This window comes from Pontibacter toksunensis, from assembly GCF_042686245.1.
GTDB classification, from domain to species: domain Bacteria; phylum Bacteroidota; class Bacteroidia; order Cytophagales; family Hymenobacteraceae; genus Pontibacter; species Pontibacter toksunensis.
On record NZ_JBHUOX010000002.1, the window covers coordinates 59,577 to 86,026 of the forward strand.

The window sequence follows — 26,450 nt, forward strand, 5'->3', positions numbered from 1 at the left end:
GACTTACTTCAACCTGATTTCGCTTACACTGCATCCCTGCGGCACCATCGGAAACACGTTGTTCTCCTTTGTCACCATCACCTCCAGCAGGTAAGATCCTTTGTGCGCGAGCATCTCCTGTAAACTGCTTCTGAGATCTTCCCGCTCCGTCACTTTTTTGCCAGCGATGCCGTAGCCTTCCGCCACTTTGATATAATCCGGGCTGTCGATGTCTACAAATGAGTAGCGCCGCTCGTGGAAGAGCTGCTGCCACTGCCGCACCATGCCCAGGAACTGGTTGTTGACGATGATGATTTTCACATCCACTCCGCTCTGCATGATGGTGCCCAACTCCTGAATCGTCATCTGAATACCGCCATCACCTGCAAAGGCAACCACAGTTCTGTCGGGTGCTCCAAACTTGGCTCCGATAGCTGCCGGCAGGGCAAAACCCATCGTACCTAAGCCGCCGCTGGTGATATTGCTGCGGGTGTGGTTGAGCTTAGCGTAGCGGCAGGCTACCATCTGGTTCTGCCCCACGTCACTCACAATAATGGCATCTCCGTTGGTCAGCTCGTTCAGTTGCTGCATCACCTCTCCCATCGTCATCTCGCCGGAAGTCGGGTGCAGCTCATCCTGAATGACCTGTGCTACTTCCTCGGCAGCATAGTCATTAAACTTCTGCAGCCACTCCGGATGGCTTTTGGCTTCTACCAATTGTGTGAGAAGCGGCAATGTTTCTTTGCAGTCGCCCCATACCGGCACGGTGGCTTTCACGTTCTTGTCAATCTCCGACGGATCTATATCCAGGTGAATTACCTTTGCCTGCTTCGCATATTTGTCCAGCCTGCCAGTCACCCGGTCATCGAACCGCATGCCGATAGCAATCAACACATCGCATTCATTCGTGAGCACATTAGGCCCATAGTTTCCGTGCATACCCAGCATACCCACGTTCAGCGGGTGGTCGCTAGGTATGGCACCAGCGCCCATAATGGTCCAGGCAGCGGGAATGCCGCTCTTCTCAATGAATGATTTAAATTCCTGCTCTGCTGCACCCAGTATAACACCCTGGCCCCACAGCACAAACGGCTTCTTTGCCTGGTTGATCAGTTCTGCTGCCTCCTGTATATACTCCTTCCGGATAATCGGCTTGGGACGGTAGCTGCGCACATGGTTACAAAGCGCATGCTCCCCACAGGTGAACTGCTGCAACTGCGCATTCTTCGTGATGTCGAGCAGTACGGGACCGGGACGGCCACTTTTAGCCAGGTAAAAAGCCTTGGCCAATGCCTCTGGTATTTCACTTGCATCGGTTACCTGGTAGTTCCACTTGGTAACCGGGGCTGATATACTAATCACGTCTGCCTCCTGGAAGGCATCCGTTCCTAAAAGGTGCGCAAAAACCTGCCCGGTGATACACACCAGCGGGGTGCTGTCAATCAGGGCATCGGCCAGACCTGTGATAAGATTTGTGGCGCCGGGGCCACTGGTGGCAAATACCACCCCCACCTTGCCGGATGCACGGGCATAGCCTTGGCCGGCATGGATGCCGCCCTGCTCATGCCGTACCAGCACGTGGTTCAGCTGCTCCCGGTAATCGTATAAAGCATCATATATCGGCATGATAGCACCACCCGGATAACCGAAAATGGTTTCTACCCCTTCCTTTAGCAGACCACGTATAACCGCTTCACTTCCTGATATTGTCTTCTTCTCTTCAAGCAATTCTGGAGCTTGTTTCTCTTGCGTTAACATAATCCTCTTCTAAATCTGTTATACATCCGTTACTTGCATCGCTCACCGTCCTGATATACTTCTGCAGCACACCTCTTTTCACCCTGGCTTTCGGAGCTACCCAATTGTCGCGGCGCAGGGCCAGCAGGGCATCGTCCACGTGCAGGTGAACCGTATTAGTCCCGGCATCCAGCGTAATAATATCGCCATCTTCTACCAGGGCAATGTTGCCGCCGTCAAATGCTTCCGGGCAAACGTGGCCAATCACAAAGCCATGTGTTCCGCCGGAAAAGCGGCCGTCGGTTATCAGGGCTACTTTATCACCTAATCCGGCCCCCATTATGGCAGAAGTAGGCTTCAGCATCTCCGGCATGCCCGGCCCGCCTTTAGGACCGACATAGCGGATAACAACGACATCGCCTGCTTTTACTTTACTTACTTTCAGGCCTTCGTTAAGTTCTTCTTCTGAGTTGAACACAACAGCCGGGCCCTCAAACTTCAATCCTTCCTTCCCTGTAATCTTCGCCACGCCACCTTTTGCAGCCAGGTTGCCATACAATATCTGGATATGGCCGTCGGCTTTAATAGGGTTGGACAGCGGACGCAGGAGGTCCTGCTCCTCTCCCAGCGGCTTCACATCAGCCAGATTCTCAGCTATGGTTTTGCCTGTTACTGTTAACAGGTTGCCGTTGATGAGGCCTTCGTTCAGCAGCGTCTTCATGACAGCCGGAACACCACCAAGCGCTAAAAGATCTTCCATCAGGTACTTTCCACTTGGCTTCAGGTCGGCCAGAAGTGGCGTCCTGTCGCTCACTGCCTGGAAATCCTCCAGCGTCAGTTTAACGCCTGCCGCAGAGGCTATGGCTATCAGGTGAATGACAGCATTGGTGGAACCACCAAGCACTGTGATTAGCACCATGGCATTTTCAAACGCCTCCCGCACCAGGATGTCCCGTGGCTTGATGTCTTTCTCCAGCAAGTTCAATAAATACTGGCCTGTCTCCAGGCATTCGTCTTTTTTCAGCTGGCTCACGGCCGGATAAGAAGAAGAATAAGGAATAGACATACCCAGTGCTTCGGCCGCTGATGCCATGGTGTTGGCTGTATACATACCGCCGCAGGCACCCGGACCCGGGCAGGCATTGCGGATAATTCCCCGGAAATCTTCTTCTGAGATGTTGTTATTCAGTTTCTTGCCGTAAGCCTCGAAGCAGGAAACAATGTTCAGTTTTTCTCCTTTGAACTCACCACCTTTTATGGTGCCGCCATAGACCATCAGCGAGGGTCTGTTCAGGCGGGCCATGGCAATAAGCGAACCCGGCATGTTTTTGTCGCAGCCAACTACACAGGCCAGTGCATCATAGTTATGTGCACCAGTGATTGTCTCGATAGAGTCAGCAATCACTTCCCTGGACACTAATGAAAAGCGCATCCCCTCAGTACCGTTGGTGATGCCGTCGCTCACGCCTATAGTGTTAAAACGCAACCCTACCATGCCCCGCTGACTAACTCCTTTTTTTACTTCGTCGGCTAAAACGTCGAGGTGCATGTTGCAGGTATTGCCTTCGAAACCCGTGGAGCAAACGCCTACAAAAGGCTTTTGCAAATCTGCTTCTGATAATCCGGAGCCTATCAGCATGGCCTGCGATGCAGGTAAGCTGTCGTCTTGCGTGTAGATGCGGCTATATTTGTTTAAGGCCATTGTGGTGCTTTATTTTTTTTGATCTTTTAGTAGAAGTCTTAAGCCTTTTGAAAATGCTTCTTATTCCTGTGAAGCTTTAACTTCTTTCTATTAGATTTTCTCTTTACTAATTGTTGTTTTGCTAAAAAGAAGGCTTCTTAGCTTTTAAACTTTCAACAATTTCCTCCTTTTGTTCTTACTGTTAAAATACCCCTACGAAATACCTACTATTTCAAAGGTACTTTATTTTTGACTTAATTTACTGATAATCAAATATTTAAACAACTCAAGTATACATTGTCTAATTAATTTTTAACTCTCCTTTTTTACCTTTTCAGATCATACAGTTAGTAAAAATATATCTCGTTGAGGAGAGCCTGGGTATAAAAAAAGCAGCCACCCTGGTGGGGATGGCTGCTTTATATGTTGTTCTGTAATATGCGTTCAGTTTTAGCAAACCATCTCCACCCCTCGTGAAAGTACCACGAGGATCATAATAATGACATGGATGGAGTGTTGCTTTTGCATGGCTGCTTTAGATAATAGTGCTTAGCCCTACTTCTATGTTGCTTTTGTGCGGAACAACTAATGCTCCTTCTAACACATAATAGGCGATAAAGCTTCCCACCTGCTCTGTACTATAAGGAGAAGTCGGGTTCAGTTCAGGCGTCAGCACCTGTTTTTCCAATGCGTTGTGCACGGCTTCCTTCACCAGGTCCGCTTCCTCCTGCAGGTTAAAGTGCTCCAGCATCATAGCCGCAGACAGAATAGCCGCAATAGGGTTAGCGATTCCCTTGCCCTTTGCCTGTGGGTACGAACCATGTATCGGCTCAAAGAGAGAAACATGATTTCCTACGGAAGCAGACGGCAACAGACCAAGCGAACCAGCAATCACAGATGCTTCATCAGAAAGTATGTCGCCGAACATGTTTTCTGTCAGTATCACGTCAAAAGACCGCGGGTTCAGGATCAACTGCATAGCCGCATTATCCACAAAGAGGTAATCTACTGCTACTTCCGGATAATCCTGAGCCATGTCCTGCACTACCTCCCGCCATAAACGGGATGTCTCCAGCACGTTGGCTTTATCCACTAATGTCAGCTTTTGCCTCCTCATACCTGCGGCCTGAAAAGCGAGGTGCGCAATGCGCACGATTTCTTCTTTACTATAAGTGCAATTGTCGTAAGCGCTTTCCGAGGTGCGCCCCTTTTCACCAAAATAAATTCCACCTGTCAGCTCCCGGAAGATGAGCATATCAGCCCCTGCGATGCGTGTGTTCTTTAACGGAGAGTGGTCCAGCAGCACATCATAAGCTGTAACAGGCCGAATGTTGGCATACAGACCCAGGGACTTGCGCAGACGCAGTAGGCCCTGCTCTGGCCGCACTTTGGCAGCCGGATTGTTGTCATACTTCGGATCGCCAATGGCTCCCAGCATTATGGCGTCTGCCTCAAGGCAGGCATCCACTGTTTCATCCGGAAGCGGGTTTCCTGTTGCATCAATGGCACAGGCACCCATCAAATGTTTCTCGAAGAGAAAGCGGTGTCCAAACCTTTCAGCAACAGCCTCCAATACCTTCACGGCCTCGTTGCAAACTTCAGGTCCGATGCCGTCGCCCGGCAACACTACTATTTTCTTATTTAATACGCCCATGGTCTTGTGCTTTCGTATGCTTCTATCGCCTCTTTCTGGCTCACTAAAAAATCTATGTCGTCGTAGCCGTTAATCAGGCATTCTTTTTTATACGGATCAATGTCGAAGGTAACCCTTTCGTTCCAGTCCGGTACAAAGAACTCCTGTTCCGGCAGGTTTACCACAAATTCTGTCTGCGGATTTTTCTCTACCTGCTCAAACAGCCGCTGCAGCATCTGGTCAGACACCTGCAGGGGGAGCAGCCCGTTGTTCAGGGCATTGCCCCGGAAAATATCAGCAAAGTAGCTGGAAATCACCACCTGGAAACCTGCATCGTAAATAGCCCAGGCGGCATGCTCACGGCTTGATCCACATCCAAAGTTTTTACCTGCTATCAATATCTGGCCATTATAGCGTGGGTTATTCAGTGCAAAATCTGCTTTCGGATTTCCACTGTTATCGTAACGCCAGTCTCTGAACAGGTTCTCGCCAAATCCTTCTCTGGAGGTGGCTTTCAGGAACCGGGCAGGTATAATCTGGTCAGTATCTATGTTTTCTGTCGGTAACGGAACGGCGCCCGACTTTATTTTTTCGAACTTTTCCATTAATTCAGGTATTGCGTGATATCAACAATCTTACCTTCCACGGCAGTAATAGCCGCTACCAGCGGGCTGGCCAATAATGTCCTGGAGCCTGGTCCCTGGCGGCCTTCGAAGTTCCTGTTGGAAGTGGAAACGCAATAGGCACCTGCCGGTATCTTGTCTTCGTTCATGGCTAAGCAGGCACTGCAGCCTGGCTCACGAAGCTCAAATCCGGCTTCTGCCAAGAGTTTATCAAGTCCCTCCGCCTTCGCCTGTTGCTCTACCTGCTTGGATCCCGGCACAATGATCGCCTCCACATGGCTTGCTTTCCGGCGGCCCTTCACGAAGTCTGCCACTATCCGCAAATCTTCGATGCGGGAATTAGTACAGCTGCCAATAAACACATAGTTAATTTCTTTGCCAACCAACGACTCTCCCGGTGAAAAGCCCATGTACTGCAGCGACTTATCATAACTAGCCGCTTCACTGGCAGGCACATTTACAGGGATGGAGGAATTGATCGGAATACCCATACCCGGGTTTGTGCCAAATGTAATCATCGGGGTGATATCATCGGCATCAAAGAAAAACTCAGAGTCAAAAGTGGCGCCTTCTTCTGTGTATAGGGTTTGCCAGTAAGCCAGTGCCTGCTCCCAACGCTCGCCTTCCGGCGCATACTTACGGCCTTTCACATACTCGAAGGTTGTTCCGTCCGGTGCAATCATACCGCCGCGTGCACCCATCTCGATGCTCATGTTGCACACCGTCATGCGGCCTTCCATGCTCAGGGAACGGATGGCACTACCGGCATACTCCACAAAATAGCCTGTTGCGCCGCCTGTGCCTAACTTAGAAATCACATAAAGGATAAGGTCTTTGGCAGACACCCCTTTGTGGAGCGGACCGTCAATGGTGATGCGCATCTTTTTAGGCTTGCTGAGCAGCAAACACTGCGAAGCCATGACCTGCGCCACCTGACTGGTACCTATACCAAACGCAATAGCGCCAAAGGCACCGTGTGTGGAAGTATGACTGTCGCCGCACACAATGGTCATCCCCGGTTGTGTGATACCTAGCTCCGGACCGATAACATGCACGATGCCCTGGTACTGATGCCCCAGGCCATAAAGTTCTACGCCATACTTGCCGCAGTTTTCGGTCAGTTTGTCTACCTGTAACCTTGAAAGCGGCTCCTGGATAGGCAGGTGCTGGTTTTTTGTAGGTACATTATGGTCGGCGGTGGCTACAATCTGGCCTTTCCGGAATAGAGGCAGGTTGCGTGCTTCTATTTCATCAAAAGCCTGCGGACTGGTCACTTCATGTATCAGGTGTCTGTCTATATAAAAAACGTCCAGCCCACCCGGAATAGAGCGGACAACATGGGCGTCCCAGATTTTATCAAATAAGGTCTTTTTCATGTTAGCTGGCAGCAACCAGGTTTTCTTGTTCTACTAAAGCATGTAAATCAGTGTCCACCACTTCTTTCTTTTTGTCTGCCACCTGCAGGAATGAGGCATAGGCTTTATCGAGCGTGCTCTTATCAAAATTATAACCGATTTTCTGCAAACGGTAGGTTAAAGCAGCCCGTCCTGAGCGCGCCGTCAGCACAATAGAGGAATCCGGCACACCGACATCGCGTGGATCAATGATTTCGTATGTTTCGCGGTGCTTGATAACACCGTCCTGGTGAATACCACTGGAGTGAGAGAAAGCGTTAGAGCCGACAATCGCTTTGTTAGGCTGCACCGGCATGCGCATCATGTGCGATACCATAGCCGAGGTTTCCGCCAACAATTTGGAGTTGACGTTGGTATCAAGCTTCAGGTATGGGTGCTGGCGTAGAATCATCACTACTTCCTCTAAGGCTGTGTTTCCTGCGCGCTCCCCTACCCCGTTGATGGTGCACTCAATCTGGCGCGCACCGTTCACCACGCCAGAAATAGAGTTGGCAGTAGCCAAACCTAAATCATTATGGCAGTGCGTGGAAAGGCGGACTCTGTCGATGCCCTTCACGTTCTCGTACAGATATTTTATTTTGGCACCATACTCCTCTGGCAGGCAATACCCGGTGGTATCGGGGATATTCAGCACCGTCGCACCGGCTTTCACAGCTGCCTCGCAGATTCTGGCTAGAAACTCATTTTCTGTTCTTCCGGCATCTTCTGCATAGAACTCTACATCTTCCACAAAGCTTTTAGCCAGGCGAACTGCCTCTACAGCGCGCTCCATCACTTTCTCCTGCGTGGAGCGGAGCTTGAATATAATATGTGATTCGGAGGTACCGATACCCGTATGGATTCTAGGGTTTCGTGCCGTGGCAAGGGCCTCTGCTGCAATGCGAATGTCCTGCTCCACAGCCCTTGACAAGCCACAGACAGTAGCTTCCTTGGTCTGGGCGGCAATCGCTTTCACTGCCTCAAAGTCGCCCGGGCTTGATACCGGGAAACCTGCTTCAATTACGTCCACGCCCAGAAGTTCGAGTTGTCTTGCAATTACCAGTTTCTCATCCATGTTTAATTTGCAACCAGGCACTTGCTCGCCATCCCGTAAGGTGGTATCAAAGATTTGTATTTTCTGAGCTGACATACTTAATTTGGTTTATTATTACAGATATAATTCTTTACCGAAGCGTAAATAAGGATATAATCAGCAGCTGCAAAAACTATTTCAAGTTGAGCCTGTTATTTCTAACTTTGTCTTTCCACTGTGCAACTATCTGTATTACAGTTATTTACACAATAAACGAATACAATGTCTACCAAAAATAATGATCCTGTTTTTCAGTTGGTTAAGTCCCTGACTAAGTCTGAGAAGCGGCACTTTCGCTTATTTGCCAAAAGGCAGGGGGTATCGGACGGCTTAAAGTTTCTGCAGCTTTTCGATGCGATGGACAGCCAGACGGGGTATGACGAAGAAAAGGTACTGTCCCTGGCCCCGGACGTAAAGAAAGTGCAGTTGGCAAACATGAAGGCGAACCTGTACAAGCAGCTTTTATCCAGCCTGCGTTTATACCACGCCAACCAGAACCTGGACATACAGCTACACGAGCAGCTGGATTATGCCCGGGTGCTGTACAACAAGGGTTTTTACCAGCAAAGCCTGAAAATGCTGGAGAAGGTAAAGGTGGGGGCACTGCAGGCAGAAATGCCGCACATTGCCTTAACAGCCATTGACTTTGAAAAGCTGATTGAATCGCAGTACATTACCCGAAGCCTGGAGGGAAAAGCAGAAGTGCTTTCTGCTGAGGCAATTGACACTGCCCTGCATGTATCTCAGATACACGCCCTTTCAAATGCTGCCCTGCGCCTGTACGGCCTCTACATTAAAGTGGGGCATGCCCGCAATGTGGAGGAATATGAAAATACAACCGCTTTCTTCAGGGAAAACCTGCCCGTGATAAACATGGAGCGTGCCGGGTTTACGGAGAAGCTGTATTACTACCAGGCCCATGTCTGGTACAATTACATTATCCAGGATTTTAAAGCCTGTTACCGGTATGCGCAGAAATGGGTGGATCTGTTTGAGGACAATCCTGAAATGAAGTTTAAGCAGGATATGCTCTACATTAAGGGACTGCACAATTTGCTGCTTGCCCTGTACAACATGCTGTACTATAGCAAGTTTAAACAAGTGCTTCAGAAACTGGAGGATTTTGCTGCTGACCCGGAAAGAAAAACCAGCCCAAATTCAGAAGTGCTGCTGTTCCTGTTTATTTATACGAACAAGATCAACAACTACTTTCTGGAAGGAAACTTTACCGAGGGCTTACAGATAATACCGGAGCTGCTAGAGAAACTGAACCGCTTTAAGTCGCACCTTGACCCGCACCGCAGGCTCATGTTTTATTATAAAATAGCGAGTTTGTATTTCGGGAGCGGAGAATACCACCAGGCTATAAAATACCTTCAGAAAATAATCTATTATAAAGACATCAGCCTTCGGGAAGACCTGCAGTGCTTTGCCCGCATCCTTAACCTGATTGCGCATTATGAGGCCGGGGAAGATGAAGTACTGGAATACCAGATAAGGTCTGTATACCGCTTCCTGGGCAAGATGAACAATCAGCAGCAAATGCAGGTGGAGATATTCCGGTTCCTGCGAAACCTGGGTGATGTAACGCCCGGACAGTTAAAAGATGCCTTTGCTGCTCTGAAGGAAAAGCTGATGACCATATCCCTGGACCCTTACGAAAAACGTCCTTTCCTTTACCTGGACATTATCTCCTGGCTCGAAAGCAAGATTGAGAATATCCCTGTTCAGGAAATTGCAAAGAGAAAGCACAAGGGTATGAAGTAATTAAAGGGAATTAGGGTGCTCAAGCTGCTCCTGATGCAGAATTATATAAAAAGTCTAACCACCTGCCTATTCTTTCTCATTCTCCTAAACCAGGTAAAACAAGAGGTAATAAAACTAATCATCCCTGTCATCCTGAAAGGATCTTGTGAATTACCTACAAGCAACTCTCACAAGATCCTTTCAGGATGACAGGGATGAAGAACAGCTCTCTTTTAGTTGGTTTAAAGAAAGAGGAAAAATAATTGTTACTGCCTCGATACAAAAACGGGCGTCTCTGTCACAGTGATCTTTAACTTTCCGTTCTCTGTGCTGACAACTTCTTTCTTCATTTCGTCCGCTCCTTCCACAAAAGAATGGATGACGGCTTTACTGCTGCCCAGATTCAGTTCGTATACACCTGTTCTGCTTACATGATCCGGAATCCAGAGGACATACATTTCATCTTTGTTCAACGCATACACATCTACCGCTGGGTCTGCACTAAGCGTCTTTTTATAGCTGTAGTTGCCCATCAGCTTGTTTAGTTGGGCTTTGAAATCTGCTGCCGGTCTGCGCTTGTAGCCATTCACTTTGTCAATCTCACCGGAGGTGGTGTACTTTGTGGCAGTTGGATCGGTTACATCAGTGGCCATATAGGTATAAATCCGGTAAATACCCAGGCGGGCATAAAGTAATGCTGTCCGGATACCCCAGTCTGCCTGTGTCTGAAGAATACTTCTGGTTGGTGTTGTCAGCGCTCTTTGGGTAGATTCTGGATGTATATCATAGCCTGTCTCTGAAATCTGAACCGGCATCCCCCCACATTCCTCATGCGATAACTGCAGAAAAGCAATGGCTCTTTCTGTTGCTGTTGACTTTTCCGGGCAAATACCAGTGGTGGACTTTTGCTGGTCCTGTGTGGAGTTGGCGGTATTGTGGTATACGTGGTAATCGATGATATCGAAAGGCAGGTCTACTACCTTCTTGCCTTTGTCATTTAGCTTATAGCCTCTGTTTTCTTTGCTCCAGTCTATCATGCCTCTCATAAAACCGACACCTCCCACAATGCCCCCCACCACTACCTGCATCGAAGGATCAGCCGTTTTAACGCCATGTCCTGGACCTAAAGCGCCTTTGTGCCCATCATAGCATGCAGAGCTAATGGCGGCATATTCGCGGCCATTCTGATACGCCTGCCTTCCGGCCCAGTGCATATCCGGTTCGTTATCTATCTGGATATACTGCACGGTGCCTAGTCCGGCTTTTGGTTTGTTTGCGGGCTGGTTCGGGTAAAAGGGTTCTTCCCGTACTGTGAGAAACTCCTGCGGAATGTCTTTGTTTCTGCCGTAGCGGGCAGTAACACGGTAGTATAGCTGCGCTATTTTAGCGTAAGACTTCGGGTCTTCGCCATCCGCATCCCAGGCTTTCGGCACATTGCTTCCGCCTCTCAGCTCTTTAGGATAGTTCGCCTCCAGAAACCAATCCGGCACGTTTTGCGGGCACACCATTACCTCCTTCCCTGCATCGTGCATCCGCTGGTAGTAAGTATCACGCAATGCTCCTCCCCAGGCCGAGGGTTCAAAGGTGAACTCTCCTTCTTTGCCTTCAAAGGTTTTCCAGTCGGTATAATCGCGGTAGGCGGTGTAACCTTTCAGCGCCTCCCACTTATGCTCTGCCACACCAGCCCACACATTGCGCGGGTCTACCACATCAGGCCATAAGATAACCATACCCAACATGTTGCCAAGGGGCGCCATCTCTGGCTTATAAAGAGCAGGCTTTTTATAAGGAAGCCAGTTGCCCATCAGCCTGATTTCATTTGGCAGGTGCGTATCCATCTTAAAGACGATGTAAGCCACATCCATGGTTTCAGGCAATTTATACCTGGCATCCGTTTTTTCCGGTGACCAAAGCAACGGGTCTTTCCCGGTAGACCAGGCTCTGAAGTCCTTGCCGTCGAACACAGGTCCCTGCTCCCGCTTCCAGGAGCCGTCGGCAACAGCACTTCTTCTAATAAAATAGGTGCGCACTGCACCTGTCACAATATCGCCGTTTCCGTCATAGAACTCCAGGTTCTCCAGATTGAACTTCAGTTCTTCAGGTATTCTGACCCATATTTCAGAAGGCTTTACCAGGGGTTTCCAATCGGGCACCACACTGTTATCTACGTCGCCATCAAACAGCTTTACTACCTCATTCTGCTTGCTGTGGCTCAGGTGGTACACCTGGATATATTCCGCAGGCAGTACACCGCTGTACCTCCCGGAGGGTAGCAGAACAGGACCATCTTCTTTTTCCGAAGCATACAGGCTGGTAATCAACTTCTTTGTCTTGTTGAGCAAAACAAAGCAGCGGTCCTGGCTGAGCAGCACTATTTTGTCTAGCGTGTTTCCCTCTGTAATTTTAGCGGAAGCCTTGTGCTTTACTTCCAGAAAGGTGAAACCGCATAAGACCAGCAGCAGCCCACATATAAGAAAAGGATGTGGTTTGAAAGATTTAAACTTCATGTAAGGGATCAGATTTTATAAGTTTAGTAAACGTATAAATTAGCGTTGTAGTGCCTGGCTACATGATAAAAAATATGCTTTTTTAAGCATTAAATAGGCTTATAAGAAGCCATGCTGCAAAACAATCCTATAGTACCGAACTAAGAAAGTATTTGTTGCATAGGCGGTTAAGGAACAGCCATAGGGAGCACCAATGCACTTTAAATCAGCAGGATTTAAACAGAGTGCGACGTTCACTTTATGTTGAGTTGTTCAACCAACAGCAGAGATAGGAGGCTGCCGGATTCTTATTTATTTTGGAGGTAGCCCGTATCCCGTTTGTTGAGGTACACCAGGACATCGTCAACAGAGGCCAGGTCACCTTTTTCATGATAGTTCCGGATGCGTTTCATTTCTCCTGAAACCAGTCCTGCCCGTGCGGCCTGCACCTTCCCCTGCGAGTGCACCACCTCCTCTTTCCATGGCAACGCTTTACCCGGATAACTATAGAGTTCCAGTTCAGGGTAAATTTTAAGCGCAGCTGTTATGGCCGTCATGAAAGCGCGGGGCTGCTGAAAAGGAGAGGCTGATACAATAATACGAGTATACTGCTGCTTAAGCGCATGCGCAACCAGCGACTCCGCCTCAATACCTGTATGCAGTATGTCTGTTTCAGCCGGAACCAGAGGCACCGGCTCCACCGGATCTTCAGCCACACCCATACTGACCAGAGCATCTTTCCAACTTTGGAAGCCAGGGTAGCCGCTTATCGGTCCGGTATTCAGAAACAATACTTTGGGGGTTTTCTTTCTTTGGATTAGTTGCTGCGCCGCCACAAGTACGGACTCTTGGTTATCCTCAGTCTGGCCGAACAGGAATAAGGCATCTGCAGGTTCCGGAGGGAGTGTATCGCAAAGTGCACGGATTATCAGTTCTTCTATCATAGCTACCCCTATACGGCAGACGGGTGCTCCGGGTGCTGTTCTCAGAAGTTTCAGTGCGCTTACGCCTGCACCTGTGGCTCAGTTGCGGGGTCGGCAGGCACTTCAGATAATCTCCTCAATCGGGTAAACGTGGATGAGGTACAGATAGAAGAAAGCAAGGGTTCTTTGACTGTGCCATTTTGCAGCATCAGGAATTCTGGGGTTGGAACCGCTCCGTCAGTAGGCCGGATCGGTAGCAGTGCAGCAACTCTTTCAGGTCCTCAATCATGTCCTTGATTTTGTCTCCGTCCCTGATATCCGCTACTTTCAGAGGTTTGTGGGAATAAGAGTAAAGCGTTTCGCTCGACAGAATATCCACTTCATCTTCAATTGCTTTATCCGTAGACTCAAAAGGCAGATGCGCGATTATCTGCTTTCCCTGGTCGTCAAATATGAGCGTGTAACCCGCTATGCCTGTCTGTTCCTGGTACGCTTTGGCAAAGCCTCCATCAATTACAATAAGCTTCCCTCCCGCCTTAATAGGGTTTTCTCCCTTCCTGACCACCACAGGAACATGACCATTGATGATGAGAGAAGTCTCCGGATCAAGGTCGAAATCTGCTAATATTTTTGCAATGGTTGCCGGATCATCCCTGTAGTGGTAATAAAAACCTTTTACCTCTTTGTGGATAGAGGTGTCGTTGATAAAGTAGCGCTCAAAAGTGGTCATCTTGTCTTTTCCGAACAAAGGAGACTGAGGGCCAGCCCACAGGTACCACATCATGTCCACTGCCAGGTTGTTTTCAGGCGTTTGCTCAACACCAGAAAACGCTTCACGGGCTATCTTGTCCAAGAAGTCCAGGTATTGTTTTCCCTTCAGCTTTTTCCCCAGCATATCTACATGCGCCAGATCCCCATGCTCATCTATCGGGATACTTCCGTGAAACAGCAGGCAATCATTTGAGATATGGTACATGGAGCCTTTTTCAAAGAGGAACTGTACATGCTTTTTCAACTTACTACTTTGCTGAAACGACTCCGACAGCTTTACGACCAGGTCTTCTTCTTCTTTAGAGAGCTTAACGGGATGTTTCGGATCAATAGTAGGAAAATAAGTATCCTTTAAGGTGTAGGCATTCTCTTCAATCTGAATTTCTCCTGTGGTAAAATTGATATTGGAGAGCATTTTCCTGTGCGACAGCCCGAAGTCAGGCCTCCGTTCAATGAGCTGCTCCTCCAGTTTAAACTGTATAATGCTGATGGCCTTGTGCATGATGCGGTTAAGCCAGTGTTCACTTTCGTTCAGCAAGTCTTCCGGGTTAACCTTCGGGTTAAAAATAAGGCTTTTGTCTTCTTTGTAATGCTCCAGCGCAAAGGAAGCCAAAGGTATCAGGTTGATCCCATACCCTTTCTCCAGTGTGTCGGTGTTGGCGTACCGAAGGGAGAGCCTGATAACATTGGCCATACAAGCCAGGGAGCCCGAGGCCGCACCCATCCAGACAATGTCATGGTTGCCCCACTGTATGTCGACGGCGTGGTAGTCTATCAGGCTGTCCATCACAGCTTCTGCACCGGGTCCCCGGTCATAGATGTCTCCTATAACATGGATTTTAGAAATCGCTATCCGCTGAATAAATTCTGCCAGCGCGATGATGAGCTCATCGCATTCACCGATTTCAATAACTGTCTTTAAAAGCTTCTCCTTGTATTCGCGTTTTCTTTCCCCCAACGCCTCTCCCTGCAGTAACTCTGAGATTATAAGCCCATACTCACTCGACAAGAGGCGGTCTATTTTCCTTTTTGTGTAAATGGACGTAAACTCATACGCTATAGAAACCAGCTTTTGGATGGTATCCATGTAGAAGCCTTCCAGGTCAGGGCTCTCCTTCTTTATGATCTGCAGTTTCTCATGCGGGTAATAAACCAGGGCTGCCAGCCGCCGGAGGTCTTTATCACCTAACTTGCCACCAAATAATTCTGCGATTTTCTGCCTTATTATCCCCGAGCCATTCCGAAGCATGTGCTGAAACGTCTCGTGTTCTCCGTGGATGTCACTTATAAATAATTCGGGGCTCTTGGGGAGTGACAACAAAGCCTCCAGTAAAATAATCTCTTTCCCTACCTGGGCAGCATTGGGCAGGCGATTCGACAGCAGCTTTAAATATTTAGGGTCATTCTTCATACGTCTTCAGAAATTAGGGCTTTCTTGCCTTTTCAACTTCTTGCCGATATCTGACATCGGATACAAAAGATGTAAAGAAGCTTTTACCCATGTGGTACCAGTCATTCCTTTTTTACGAGGCAAAGGCGTAAACTGTATATGCTGCTCCTTTTCTGATGTGTCCGCTCCCGAAAAACCATACTGAGCAGTAATCCTATTGGACTTGAATATTGACGAACATGAAGGCAAATGCTGCTAACGCTGCCCCCAGAAGCGGCCCCAGAACGGGCACCCAGCTATAGGCCCAATCGCTATGCCCCTTGCCCCGGATAGGCAGCAACCAGTGTGCCACCCTGGGGCCAAGGTCCCTGGCAGGATTGATGGCATAGCCGGTAGTGCCTCCGAGCGAAAGCCCGATGCCCCATACCAGAAATGCCACGGGAATAGCCCCCAACGATCCCAGACCAACAGGTGTTCTGTTTTCGTCTTCCATGGCAGCGGGGGTAAAGTAAAGTATAACGAATATTAACACGAACGTGCCGATAACCTCACTAAACAGGTTGATGGGGTAGTTCCGGATAGCAGGAGCTGTTGCAAACACACCTAGTTTTCTGCCCGGGTCGGAGGTCAAATCGAAATGATCTTTGTGCATGAGCCACACCAAAGAGGAACCCGTGACAGCCCCCAGCAGCTGCATCAGGCTGTAAGGCAGCACCTTTGCCCATGCAAACTGCCCTGCCAGTGCCAGGCCAACACTCACAGCCGGGTTTAGGTGAGCGCCGCTATAAGGACCGGCTACCACTACGCCAATAAACACCCCAAGTCCCCAGGCAGTAGTGATAACGATCCAGCCACCTCCCTGCCCTTTGGTGCCTTCTAAAATAACATTGGCTACAACGCCTGCGCCTATCAGAATCAGCAGGCTTGTACCGACATACTCTGCAACTAGTGGATGCATCCTTTTATTGGTTTTGATTAACAGCCCAGTTTCTTGTTCTTTCAATGGCCCGGTGCCAGAGCTGCAGGTTCCTTTCCACTGCTGCAGCATCCATTTCCGGCTTAAACACATCAGCTTCCTGCCCCAGCGACATGAGTTCATCGATGTCTTTCCAGTAACCCACCGCAAGACCTGCCAAATAAGCTGCTCCCAGAGCCGTGGTCTCCCGCATCAGCGGCCGCTTCACCGTGCAGTTTAAAATATCTGTCTGGAATTGCATCAGGAAATTGTTCGCTGTAGCCCCACCATCTACCTTCAGTTCACGCGTCGGTTCACCGCTGTCTTTCTCCATGGCTTTGAGCACGTCGTGTACCTGGTAAGCAATAGACTCGAGTGCGGCCCTTGCAAAGTGTGCGGAGTTTGTGCCTCGCGTGATGCCAAAGAAAGCTCCCCTGGCGTCCTGGTCCCAATAAGGTGCTCCCAGTCCGGTAAGGGCCGGCACAAAATATACTCCTTCATTGCTGGCCAGGCTGGTGGCCATCTCTTCGCTCTCACTGGCGTGGTTTAAGATCCGGATGCCGTCCCGCAACCACTGAATAGCGGCTCCCCCGATAAAAACACTGCCTTCGAGGGCGTACGTCAGCTTACCGTCAATTTTCCAGGCGATGGTGGTCAGGAGTTGGTTATTCGATTTCACAGGCTTATATCCGGTGTTCATCACCAGAAAGCAACCGGTGCCATACGTGGTCTTTGCCATACCTTTCTCCATGCACAACTGCCCAAACAAAGCTGCCTGCTGATCGCCTGCAATACCAGCTATCGGTATTCTGGCTGACAGAATTCTCCCGGCCGTGGTCCCAACAACTTCACTGCTGGACTTTACCTCAGGCAATATGTTGACCGGAATGTCGAACAGCTCGAGCAGTTCCTGGTCCCACTGCTCGGTATGGATGTTGTAGAGCATAGTGCGGCTGGCATTGGTGCTATCCGTGCAGTGGGTGTCGGCATTGGAAAGCTTCCAGATCAACCAGGAATCCACCGTTCCAAAGCATACCTCACCGCTTGCTGCCTTGTCCCTGGCACCCGCTACATTGTCCAGGATCCACTTAATTTTAGTGGCGGAAAAATAAGCATCTATTATAAGCCCCGTCTTTTCCCTCACCATTTCAGACTTACCCATCTCTTTCAGCTCATTACAGTATGCGGATGTTCTTCTGTCCTGCCAGACAATGGCGTTGTAGAGTGGCTCCCCGGTGCTCCTGTCCCAGAGGATGGTTGTCTCCCGCTGATTGGTGATACCTATACCCGCAATCTGAATGGCAGAAAGACCCGCTCTCATAATGGCCTCCGTAGCTACTCCCGCCTGGGAGGTCCATATCTCCATCGGGTCATGCTCTACCCACCCCGGCTTCGGAAACTTCTGTTCAAAATCGCGCTGCGCATCCGCTACTATCTTGCCTTGCCGGTCAAAAACAATGGCCCTGGAGCTGGTTGTTCCCTGGTCGAGTGCCAGCAAGTACTGCTTGTCCTGGTTCATATTCTGGTGGGTTATAGAGTGATTGATTCTTTGATCAAGTATTTTGCCGCCAACTGTTGAAATGCGTGGACTTCTGCTTTCTCCCAATCTTCACCTAAACCCAGCTCCTCCCGCATGATGGCCGCCACTGCCGGAGCCATTTCTATCGCTGCCTGCGCATCCAGGAACAGAATCCGCAGCCTTCTGGCCAACACATCTTCCACTTTGAGCGCCATTTCATGTTGCACCTGCCATACCACTTCTGCTTTTGTGTTGGAGTAGTGCGCATGCAACTGCGCTCCTAAAGCCGGATGCTGCACAATTAAGCTTCTTATGCCAGTTGCATCACTTCCATAGATGGCGAGGTGCCCCTCTTCTGTGGCACTGTCCGAATAGCCATGTATCCGGATGGATGCTGAGGTGCTCTTATCTAAGTGCAAAGTCTTAAGTCTTACCAGGGCATCCACTGTGTCTTCTCCCATCTTGCGAAATGTAGTCCACTTTCCACCAATAATAGAAATAAGATGGCTATCAGATACAAATACTTTATGGCTGCGCGAAATTTCTTTTGTCTTTGCCCCTTTTTCTTTGGGGGTAGCCAGCGGCCTCAGCCCCGCATACACGGCCAGCACATCTTTCCGTGTAGGCTGCCGGACAAGATATCGGGCACAGTTGCCCAGGATAAAATCTATCTCCTGCTCCAGTGCTTCCGGCTCCATCTTCGGTTCCTTTATCACCGTGTCTGTTGTACCCAATACCAGTTTGCCATGCCACGGAATCCCGAAAAGCACCCTGCCATCAGAGGTTTCCGGAATCATAAGGGCATCCTTTCCGCCCAGGAAGGAAAGATCCAGCACCAGGTGCGCGCCCTGGCTCGGCATAATGGAAAGTGTGGCTTCTGGATTATCCATCTGCAGAATCTTATCGGCAAAAACGCCTGTTGCATTCACTACTGCCTTTGCTTTTATATGATAATATCCCTGCCCTATCTGATCCTTTACCTCAATACCGTTTATGACACCCTTCCCGTCTTTTGTCAGACGGGTCACTTTCATATAATTCAGCATACAACCACCCATGCCCGAGCAGGTTTGCGCAACATTCAGTGCCAGCCGTGCGTCATCGAACTGCCCGTCATAGTAGATAACCCCTCCTTTAAGGCCTTCCGCTTTAAAAGCCGGAATCCGTTGAACAACCTCTTTTTTTGACAGCCACTGTGAATTACCGATTCTGTAACTGCCCGCCATCAGGTCATACAATTTTAGCCCTACTCCATACTTCAGTTTTTCCCAGCGTGTATAAATCGGAATAATAAAGGATTGTTTTCGGGAAACATGCGGTGCGTTCTTCATTATCAGCCCACGCTCTTTCAGCGCTTCCAGCACCAGTGTTACATCGCCCTGGGCCAGATAGCGTACACCGCCATGCAATAACTTGGTGCTGCGGCTGGAGGTACCTTTGGCAAAATCAGCTTTTTCGACCAGCACGACCGACATCCCACGTGACAAGGCATCCAGTGCTACTCCCAACCCAGATGCACCTCCTCCTATCACAGCTAAATCCCAAGGATCAGTTTTGCTTTTTATTTCATTTATACTTCTGCTTCTTTGCATCCTGTTTCTATTAAGCTGACTTGATAGCAAAAATCCTTCTCTGCTCTCTAAATATATGTTAAAAGGAAATTAAAAGAAACTAAAAGAAATACATTCTTGTGATAATTATACCACTATGTTTTTTTACAAAGGCTTTTGTTAAGTTTAATTCGATTTTTAACATAGCATGAATTAGTCTGGCATAAAGAGTTAAAAAAGAATATTTATAGAAAACAAACAGAAATATGACAATTGCTGAGAGACATAAATTAATCCTGGACAAACTGAACACGGAAGGTTTTGTGGGGGTAGCTGAGTTGAGCAAAGAAATGGACGTGACCATGGTTACAGTACGGAAGGACCTGAAGCTACTGGAGGACAAGGGTTTACTTTACAGATCGCACGGTAGTGCTACGCCCGTATCTCCTTATGTAAACGACAGGCCTGTGAATGAGAAGAAACTGGTGCAGGTAGATGAAAAAGAAAAGATAGCTGCGCTGGCGGCAAAAATGATTCAGGAGGACGAAGCCGTTATTATAGGTTCCGGCACTACGGTGTTGGCGCTGGCAAAAGCTATCCCTAAGAACATGAAGCTTACAGTACTCACAGGAGCCATGAACGTGACGATGGCGCTGATGGACTACCAGCACATAGAAGTCGTGCAGCTAGGGGGTGTGGTGAGAAAGAGTTCCTCTTCTGTAGTGGGGCATTTCGCAGAAGACATGCTGGCAAGCTTTGCCTGCAGCAAGCTTTTCCTGGGGGTGGACGGCGTCAGCCCTGAGTTTGGGCTGACAACTTCTAACATGATGGAGGCCCACCTGAACAGCAAAATGATCAGGTCTGTGCAGAAAACAATTATACTGGCAGACTCCAGTAAATTCAGAAAAAAGGGATTTGGGAAGATCTGTGAAGTAGACGACATAGACATTATTATCACAGACAGGGGCATACCTGAATCTTATAAAGCGGATCTGGAGGAAAGAGGTATAGAAGTTCTGATCGCGAATTAAGGATTCCAGTACTTCTATACCTCTTTCCTTCTGGCCGGGATAAAGAAGAACAGTTGCTCAATACAGGTAGATTACCCGTTCGCTTTTTTAGCGGTGCCTGCTGACTTTATAAATTTAGCTGCTTCTATGAAGGTAGGGTTCCAGATTTTCTTTTCGTTCTCTTTCAGAAAACGCAGTAGCTTGCGGTGTGCCTCCAGCGATACATCAAGTGAATGCTCTCCTCCCACCCCATGGAAAAGGAAGACAATCATGCTGTTCGTCTTCATTGCTTCTTTTACCAGCGCTATCAGTTCTTCTCCTGATTGTCCGTTTACAACGTAGGAGCCAACGTTGTATAAATTCGTTGTCCTGGGCTGCACCATCTCCCCATGTACGCCACGCGCAGCCACAAAGTCTCCTTTTATCCCGTCAACATAAGAAACATCGCCCACTTTTGTATCTCCGCAGGGATATGCAAAGGTCCGCTCTTTCTTTCCGTCAAGCGCCTGCAGCGCAGAATTAGTCACTTTTATCTCATCTGTCATCCGGCGAAGAGAGTAAGTGGACATATCATACTCAGGGGTAACAAAGCTTCTGCCTGGCTGGCTCCCGTCGCAGGGGTGGAAGAGGGTGTGGTTCGCCAGCTCGTGCTTTTTAGCAGCTACTTTCTTCCAGTCTGCTATCCGCTGCGAAAAACCTGGGAATGCAGCCGTTAAGTAAAAAGTCCCTTTCAAACCCAAGGAGTCCAGGGCAGGTATGGCGTTGTCCAGGTGTACGTTTAAGGCATCATCATACGTCAGTACGACGGCAGCCTGCTTTTTATTCCAGTCTTGTGCGAAAACAGTAAGGTTGCACAAGCAAAGCAAAAGCGTGAGGGTTCTCTTTAAGAGCATATCTTGTATAGATTGGCTTATCCGGAAGAATGGATTATAGTATTATGACAGTTGCAAGTATAGCAAATTACTGGGAGGCTATTGATTTCCCTTCTTCAGGTACCGGTAAAGTTCAGAGTCAGTAGAAAGAATAATGCTCGTTTTACCGTCAAAGGACTTCTCCAATGCCTCCATAGACCTGAGGAAGCTGTAAAGTTCCCTGGCCTGCGTGTTCTTGTTATAAGCTCCGGCATAGATAGAGGTAGCCTGTGCGTCGGCCCGGCCCTGTATCATCTCTGCTTCGCGGGTCGCTTCAGACTGTATCTTAGCCAGGTCACGCTCTTTGTTACCTTGTATCTTGCTGGCCTCTCCCTGGCCTTCAGATCGGAACTGGTCGGCAATACGGTTACGTTCACTTTTCATCCTGTCGTACACCCGGTCCCTAACCTCGTCCACATAATTCATGCGCTTAAAGCGGAAATCCAGGATTTGCACGCCCAAGTCAGCTGTTCTTTCATTTGCCCGCTTCAGCACGAGGGCTTCGATCTTGTCTCTTCCTACTGTGATGTTATCCAGGTTCTCGAGGTCCTCCATATACTCCTCCGCAACCTCAGGCTTCCGGTTGCTAGACCTGACAATGTCCAGCAGCTCGTGGCTGGCAATGGCATTGCGGGTCTCGCCATCCAGTATGTCATCCAGCCTGGACTGGCCGGAGCGCTCGTCGCGCAGACGTATAAAAAACTGGAGCGGATTCGTGATCTGCCAGCGGGCATAGGTATCAACAAAGATGAACTTCTTGTCTTTGGTTGGCACCTGGTTGGCATCGCCGTCCCACTCCAGATAGCGTTTGTCGAAGAACTGCACTTTCTGAATGATCGGGATCTTGTAATGGAGACCAGGCTCTGTGCGGGCCTGCCCCACGGGTTTTCCAAATTGAGTCACGATTGCCTGCTGCGTCTCATCCAGCACAAAAATGCTGGTGAAGGCAAGTGTCAGCAGAACAACGGCGGTTATGAGCGAGAGTGTGCTTCTGGTGTTCACGGCTTATTGTTTTGGGGCTGGTTCAGGTTTAACAAGGGGAGAACGTTATTGCCATTTTCATCTACGATGACCTTATCACCGATCTTTGGCAGTAACCGCTCCATCGTTTCGAGGTAGAGCCGTTTTCGGGTGACCTCAGGTGCTTTCACATACTCTTCAAAAAGTGAATTGAAACGGTCGGCCTCACCGGTTGCCACATTCACCCTTTTAAGCGCATATGCCTCGGCCAACTGAATAGTTTCGTCGGCTTCGCCACGCGCACGCGGAATAATGCGGTTGTATTCCGACTCAGCCTGGTTAATGAGTGTCTCGCGTTCCTGTTGCGCCTCATTCACCGCGTTAAAAGACGGCTTTACAGGCTCCGGCGGGTTCACGTCCTGCAGCACCACCTGATCTATGCGGATGCCGTTCTGATACTCATCGCACATTTTCTGCAGGAGCACCTCCACACTGGTCGCCACCTCCTGGCGGCCAACTGTCAGCACCTCATTCACGGTTCGGTCTCCGACCACTTTCCGAACGGCAGACTCAGACATATCGCGGAGGGCTTTATCGGCATTTCGCACCTGGAACAGATAGTTATAAGAATCCACGATGCGGTACTGCACCACCCACTCCACGTTTGCCAGGTTCAGGTCGCCTGTCAGCATAAGTGATTCGTCGCCAAAGTTCTCCCTCGAATACTGCGTATTGGTGCCGGCCTCTACGGTCCGGAAGCCGAACTCCTGCTTCAGTTGCCGCTGCACCGGTATCTTCTCCATTTCTTCTATACCAAAGGGCAGGATAAAATGAAGCCCGGGCTCCACCGTGCGGTCGAATTGCCCCACATACAGCACCACCCCTTCTTCCTCGGGGCCGACGGTTCTGATGGAGGTGAAAACAATGATGAGCAGGATAAGGCCTAGCAATATTTTACGGTAGTGCTTGCTGAGCAGGAACATGTAATACTGCAGCCGGTAGTTTGGTTCTTCTGCCATGGGTGTGGGCAACTGTTTGTACACCACAATTTAACATAAAAAAATTACAAGCCCTAACACTTGTATGGTTGTTGAAGCTGAAACTGACGGCAGAACAGCAGAAGGGAAAGCAAATCCTCCCCGGACTACAAGCTACTGTCCGGTTATATTCTGATTAGCACCTCCTTTTTCAGACTACATACGTTCGTACCTTTTACAGGCCATTCCGTCAAGGGCTTCCATATAACTCTAAATGCCTCTGGTTCTGTTTAACAAGCGTAGCAGGCTCGGTTGAATAGAGGCATATATCTGAAGTAGCCGAGGCTGAAACCAGGTAGACTACAGCCCTTGCAGGAGTGTTTTTACGGCACAAAACACATTAATCATTATAGAAAAGGCTATACAATTATAGTAATAATAACAAAACCTTGTTTATATTGCGATAATCACAAATAAAGCCGCAAAGAAATTCTTGAAAAGAGATAAGCACATGAATGGTTCTTCCAATAGCACATTAGAGGTTTACAACAAGCAGGTAGGTCTCCGTTTTCAGTTGTACAACAGTTTATTTACCGCGCTTCCTTTCCATAGGATGGAGAGAACAGGAGTGTTGCTGACGATATTCCTGCTGCATTGCGAAGAAGGCTTTGGTAAAGAACAAAGTCCTGTGGATATCATTGACTCCTTCTTCAAACAGCACACTTCCTATAAAGAAGAGAAGGAAATGCTGGACCTGCTGTTCCGGTTCGTGCAGTACACAGAGCGACAAGTCGTTTTGTTCGATGCCCTGGAGGATGCCGCCTACCGCGACATTAACGACATGAATGGCCCGGGTACCCTGAAACACCTGCAGTCGGAGGTGCAGCAGAAGCAGAGCCATGCCCTGCTGAAAGAGAAGCTGGAAGACTTTTCTGTACGCCTGGTATTAACAGCTCACCCCACACAGTTTTACCCCAGCGAGGTTCTTGGTATCATCAACGACTTAGCGAAGGCAATGGTGAACGACAATACCTCCCAGATAAACAGCTACCTCCGCCAGTTAGGCAAAACGCCTTTCTTCCGGAACGAGAAACCAACGCCTTATGACGAGGCCGTCAACCTGATCTGGTACCTGGAGAACATCTTTTATCCTGCAGCGGGCCATATCCTGGGCTATCTGAAAAATCAGTTTCCAAATGAGGTGAGCAGTAAGAATCCTATCATCCGCTTTGGGTTTTGGCCAGGTGGCGACCGGGACGGAAACCCTTTCGTTAATGCCGGCATTACCTTAAAAGTGGCAGAAGCATTACGGGGTGCTGCCCTGAAATCTTATTACCTGGATGTGCGCCGCCTCAAGCGCCGCCTCACTTTTAAAGGAGTAGCCAATGTGATGGTAGCACTGGAGCAGAAGCTTTACAACAACCTCTTTGTGCCCAACCATGAGTTGGACATCTCGCGCGAAGAAATCCTCCAGACACTGCAGCAGATACGCGTTATACTGATTGAGGAGCACAACAGCCTGTTCCTGAACCTTGTGGAGAACCTGTTGCGCAAGGTAGAGTTATTCGGGCTACATTTCGCTGCTTTAGATATCCGACAGGACAGCTCTGTACACGCAGACCTCCTTCAAACGATTGCCGCAACAACAGATGCTTTGCCTGCTGATTATGCAGACCTTCCGGCAGAGAAAAAAATAAACGCCTTGCTGCAGTCCACCGGAACTGTTGATCCAGCTGCTTTTGAAAACGAACTGCACCGCGATGTACTGCAAAGCATGCGCGCTATCCAAACCATCCAGGAAACGAACGGAGAAGAAGGCTGCCACCGCTACATCATCAGCCATAGCACCAACGCATTGGATATTCTGGAGGTATACGGCCTGTTTTTGTTGAGCGGCTGGAAACAGGAATCGTTGAGTGTGGACATTGTGCCGCTCTTCGAAACAATAGACGACCTGAAAAATGCCGGCGATGTAATGGCCGCGTTATACCAGAACGAAACTTACCGCCAGCACTTGCAGCGTCGCGACAACGTGCAGACCATTATGCTTGGTTTTTCAGATGGCACCAAAGACGGAGGTTACCTGATGGCCAACTGGGGCATTTACAAAGCAAAAGAGGAACTAAGCGCTATCTCCAAGCAGTATGATGTAGCCGTGATTTTCTTCGATGGCAGAGGCGGCCCGCCGGCAAGGGGTGGCGGACGCACGCACCAGTTCTATGCCTCCATGGGGCCAAATATTTCGAATAAGGAAATACAGCTAACGATCCAGGGGCAAACCATCAGCTCCAATTTCGGAACTGTAGATGCCGCGCAGTTCAATATTGAGCAGCTGTTACATGCCGGTATCCACAGCGCGCTTTTTGCCTCTAAAGATGCCACTCTGACTTCCGGTGAGGAAGAGCTGCTGATGCGTTTATCACAGGAAAGTTTTGAGAAGTATAATAACCTCAAGAACCATTCAAACTTCCTGGAGTACATGATTTACGCCAGCCCCCTACGCTATTATGCGGAAGCAAATATCGGCAGCAGGCCATCCAAGCGCAATCCGGGCAAGCTCAACCTGAACGATCTGCGGGCAGTGCCTTATGTAGGATCCTGGAGCCAGATAAAGCAGAACCTGCCGGGTTACTATGGTGTCGGCACCGCCCTGCAGCGCATGGAGGAAGCCGGCAGGTGGGAAGACATAGCCAGGCTGTACAAGCGCTCCCTGTTCTTCAAAACATTAATGGATAACTGCGAAATGGCGATGACAAAGTGCTTTTTCCCGCTTACAGCCTTCCTGTCAAATCATCCAAACTACGGGGAGCTGTGGAATATGATACATGATGAGTTCCAGCTGACGAAAAGCTATATCCTTCGCCTGACAGGCGCTACGCAACTCATGGAAGATAAGCCGGTGAACCTACAGTCTATCCTGATGCGCCAGCGAATAGAGCTTCCCTTGCTCACGATTCAGCAGTATGCGCTTACTAAAATCAGGGAAATGGAAGAACAGGGCCAGCAAACGGAAACTAAGCCAAAGTATGAGAAGCTGGTCGTTCGCTGCTCTTTCGGTATCATCAACGCAGAGCGAAATTCAGCTTAAACAACAGGAATATTTGATTTTAGT

The 26,450-nt window shown here is 49.0% G+C and carries 18 protein-coding genes; 3 read left to right on the top strand and 15 right to left on the bottom strand.

The window, feature by feature from the left end:
- Positions 1-3: 3 nt before the first annotated feature.
- The 6 genes from ilvB to ACFS7Z_RS03215 form a co-directional block, all read right to left on the bottom strand.
- Positions 4-1,737 carry a biosynthetic-type acetolactate synthase large subunit gene (gene ilvB / locus ACFS7Z_RS03190; protein WP_377480800.1) on the bottom strand — a complete coding sequence of 578 codons (1,734 nt, stop codon included), beginning with the start codon at positions 1,735-1,737 and terminating at the stop codon, positions 4-6.
- Positions 1,700-3,418: a dihydroxy-acid dehydratase gene (ilvD, locus tag ACFS7Z_RS03195; protein WP_377480803.1), complete on the bottom strand. Its 1,719-nt coding sequence runs from the start codon at positions 3,416-3,418 to the stop codon at positions 1,700-1,702. Before ilvD ends, ilvB begins: the two co-directional genes overlap by 38 nt.
- Positions 3,419-3,932: 514 nt before the next feature.
- Positions 3,933-5,051, bottom strand: a complete 1,119-nt coding sequence (gene leuB, locus ACFS7Z_RS03200; RefSeq protein ID WP_377480806.1) for a 3-isopropylmalate dehydrogenase — start codon at positions 5,049-5,051, stop codon at positions 3,933-3,935.
- Entirely contained in the window at positions 5,039-5,635 is a 597-nt protein-coding gene (gene leuD / locus ACFS7Z_RS03205; RefSeq protein WP_377480809.1) for a 3-isopropylmalate dehydratase small subunit, read from the bottom strand. Before leuD ends, leuB begins: the two co-directional genes overlap by 13 nt.
- Positions 5,635-7,029 (bottom strand): 3-isopropylmalate dehydratase large subunit, encoded by a 1,395-nt coding sequence (gene leuC, locus ACFS7Z_RS03210; RefSeq protein ID WP_377480812.1) that lies wholly within the window; start codon positions 7,027-7,029, stop codon positions 5,635-5,637. The genes leuD and leuC overlap by 1 nt, the downstream gene beginning before the upstream one ends.
- A 1-nt stretch (position 7,030) precedes the next feature.
- Complete coding sequence (locus ACFS7Z_RS03215; RefSeq protein ID WP_377480815.1) at positions 7,031-8,197, bottom strand: 2-isopropylmalate synthase; 1,167 nt, start codon at positions 8,195-8,197, stop codon at positions 7,031-7,033.
- Positions 8,198-8,362: 165 nt separating this feature from the next.
- Between ACFS7Z_RS03215 and ACFS7Z_RS03220 the strand changes: the two genes are divergently transcribed.
- On the top strand, positions 8,363-9,907 hold the full coding sequence (locus tag ACFS7Z_RS03220) for a hypothetical protein (RefSeq protein ID WP_377480819.1): 1,545 nt from the start codon (positions 8,363-8,365) through the stop codon (positions 9,905-9,907).
- Positions 9,908-10,152: 245 nt separating this feature from the next.
- Here the strand turns inward: ACFS7Z_RS03220 and ACFS7Z_RS03225 are convergent, their stop codons facing one another.
- The 6 genes from ACFS7Z_RS03225 to ACFS7Z_RS03250 form a co-directional block, all read right to left on the bottom strand.
- The gene (locus ACFS7Z_RS03225) at positions 10,153-12,393 is read right to left on the bottom strand and encodes a hypothetical protein (protein ID WP_377480821.1); all 2,241 of its coding nucleotides are present in this window, start codon (positions 12,391-12,393) and stop codon (positions 10,153-10,155) included.
- 287 nt (positions 12,394-12,680) lie between these two features.
- On the bottom strand, positions 12,681-13,316 hold the full coding sequence (locus ACFS7Z_RS03230; RefSeq protein WP_377480824.1) for a YdcF family protein: 636 nt from the start codon (positions 13,314-13,316) through the stop codon (positions 12,681-12,683).
- A 187-nt stretch (positions 13,317-13,503) separates the two neighbouring features.
- Positions 13,504-15,477, bottom strand: coding sequence for a fructose-1,6-bisphosphatase (locus ACFS7Z_RS03235; RefSeq protein ID WP_377480827.1), 1,974 nt, complete (start codon positions 15,475-15,477; stop codon positions 13,504-13,506).
- Between the two features lie 193 nt (positions 15,478-15,670).
- Positions 15,671-16,414, bottom strand: coding sequence for an MIP/aquaporin family protein (locus tag ACFS7Z_RS03240; protein ID WP_377480830.1), 744 nt, complete (start codon positions 16,412-16,414; stop codon positions 15,671-15,673).
- A 4-nt stretch (positions 16,415-16,418) separates the two neighbouring features.
- Entirely contained in the window at positions 16,419-17,930 is a 1,512-nt protein-coding gene (gene glpK / locus ACFS7Z_RS03245) for a glycerol kinase GlpK (RefSeq protein ID WP_377480832.1), read from the bottom strand.
- Between the two features lie 11 nt (positions 17,931-17,941).
- Positions 17,942-19,522 carry a glycerol-3-phosphate dehydrogenase/oxidase gene (locus ACFS7Z_RS03250; RefSeq protein WP_377480834.1) on the bottom strand — a complete coding sequence of 527 codons (1,581 nt, stop codon included), beginning with the start codon at positions 19,520-19,522 and terminating at the stop codon, positions 17,942-17,944.
- Between the two features lie 224 nt (positions 19,523-19,746).
- Here ACFS7Z_RS03250 and ACFS7Z_RS03255 point away from each other — a divergent pair, with 224 nt between their 5' ends.
- Entirely contained in the window at positions 19,747-20,511 is a 765-nt protein-coding gene (locus tag ACFS7Z_RS03255) for a DeoR/GlpR family DNA-binding transcription regulator (RefSeq protein WP_377480837.1), read from the top strand.
- Between the two features lie 71 nt (positions 20,512-20,582).
- On the opposite strand, the gene ACFS7Z_RS03260 is transcribed toward ACFS7Z_RS03255, so the two are convergent.
- The 3 genes from ACFS7Z_RS03260 to hflK all read right to left on the bottom strand — a co-directional run bounded on the left by ACFS7Z_RS03260 (position 20,583) and on the right by hflK (position 23,380).
- Positions 20,583-21,383, bottom strand: coding sequence for a polysaccharide deacetylase family protein (locus ACFS7Z_RS03260; protein WP_377480841.1), 801 nt, complete (start codon positions 21,381-21,383; stop codon positions 20,583-20,585).
- Positions 21,384-21,461: 78 nt separating this feature from the next.
- On the bottom strand, positions 21,462-22,403 hold the full coding sequence (gene hflC / locus ACFS7Z_RS03265; protein WP_377480844.1) for a protease modulator HflC: 942 nt from the start codon (positions 22,401-22,403) through the stop codon (positions 21,462-21,464).
- A complete protein-coding gene (gene hflK, locus ACFS7Z_RS03270) occupies positions 22,400-23,380 on the bottom strand; it encodes an FtsH protease activity modulator HflK (protein ID WP_377480847.1) in 981 nt (326 codons plus the stop codon). The genes hflC and hflK overlap by 4 nt, the downstream gene beginning before the upstream one ends.
- Positions 23,381-23,831: 451 nt before the next feature.
- Here hflK and ACFS7Z_RS03275 point away from each other — a divergent pair, with 451 nt between their 5' ends.
- Positions 23,832-26,426 (top strand): phosphoenolpyruvate carboxylase, encoded by a 2,595-nt coding sequence (locus ACFS7Z_RS03275; RefSeq protein ID WP_377480850.1) that lies wholly within the window; start codon positions 23,832-23,834, stop codon positions 26,424-26,426.
- Positions 26,427-26,450: the final 24 nt, after the last annotated feature.

Coding starts and splice junctions, on each gene's coding strand:
- ilvB (WP_377480800.1), bottom strand. CDS start 1,737: ATGTTAACGCAAGAGAAACAAGCTCCAGAATTGCTTGAAGAGAAGAAG.
- ilvD (WP_377480803.1), bottom strand. CDS start 3,418: ATGGCCTTAAACAAATATAGCCGCATCTACACGCAAGACGACAGCTTA.
- leuB (WP_377480806.1), bottom strand. CDS start 5,051: ATGGGCGTATTAAATAAGAAAATAGTAGTGTTGCCGGGCGACGGCATC.
- leuD (WP_377480809.1), bottom strand. CDS start 5,635: ATGGAAAAGTTCGAAAAAATAAAGTCGGGCGCCGTTCCGTTACCGACA.
- leuC (WP_377480812.1), bottom strand. CDS start 7,029: ATGAAAAAGACCTTATTTGATAAAATCTGGGACGCCCATGTTGTCCGC.
- ACFS7Z_RS03215 (WP_377480815.1), bottom strand. CDS start 8,197: ATGTCAGCTCAGAAAATACAAATCTTTGATACCACCTTACGGGATGGC.
- ACFS7Z_RS03220 (WP_377480819.1), top strand. CDS start 8,363: ATGTCTACCAAAAATAATGATCCTGTTTTTCAGTTGGTTAAGTCCCTG.
- ACFS7Z_RS03225 (WP_377480821.1), bottom strand. CDS start 12,393: ATGAAGTTTAAATCTTTCAAACCACATCCTTTTCTTATATGTGGGCTG.
- ACFS7Z_RS03230 (WP_377480824.1), bottom strand. CDS start 13,316: ATGATAGAAGAACTGATAATCCGTGCACTTTGCGATACACTCCCTCCG.
- ACFS7Z_RS03235 (WP_377480827.1), bottom strand. CDS start 15,477: ATGAAGAATGACCCTAAATATTTAAAGCTGCTGTCGAATCGCCTGCCC.
- ACFS7Z_RS03240 (WP_377480830.1), bottom strand. CDS start 16,414: ATGCATCCACTAGTTGCAGAGTATGTCGGTACAAGCCTGCTGATTCTG.
- glpK (WP_377480832.1), bottom strand. CDS start 17,930: ATGAACCAGGACAAGCAGTACTTGCTGGCACTCGACCAGGGAACAACC.
- ACFS7Z_RS03250 (WP_377480834.1), bottom strand. CDS start 19,522: ATGCAAAGAAGCAGAAGTATAAATGAAATAAAAAGCAAAACTGATCCT.
- ACFS7Z_RS03255 (WP_377480837.1), top strand. CDS start 19,747: ATGACAATTGCTGAGAGACATAAATTAATCCTGGACAAACTGAACACG.
- ACFS7Z_RS03260 (WP_377480841.1), bottom strand. CDS start 21,383: ATGCTCTTAAAGAGAACCCTCACGCTTTTGCTTTGCTTGTGCAACCTT.
- hflK (WP_377480847.1), bottom strand. CDS start 23,380: ATGGCAGAAGAACCAAACTACCGGCTGCAGTATTACATGTTCCTGCTC.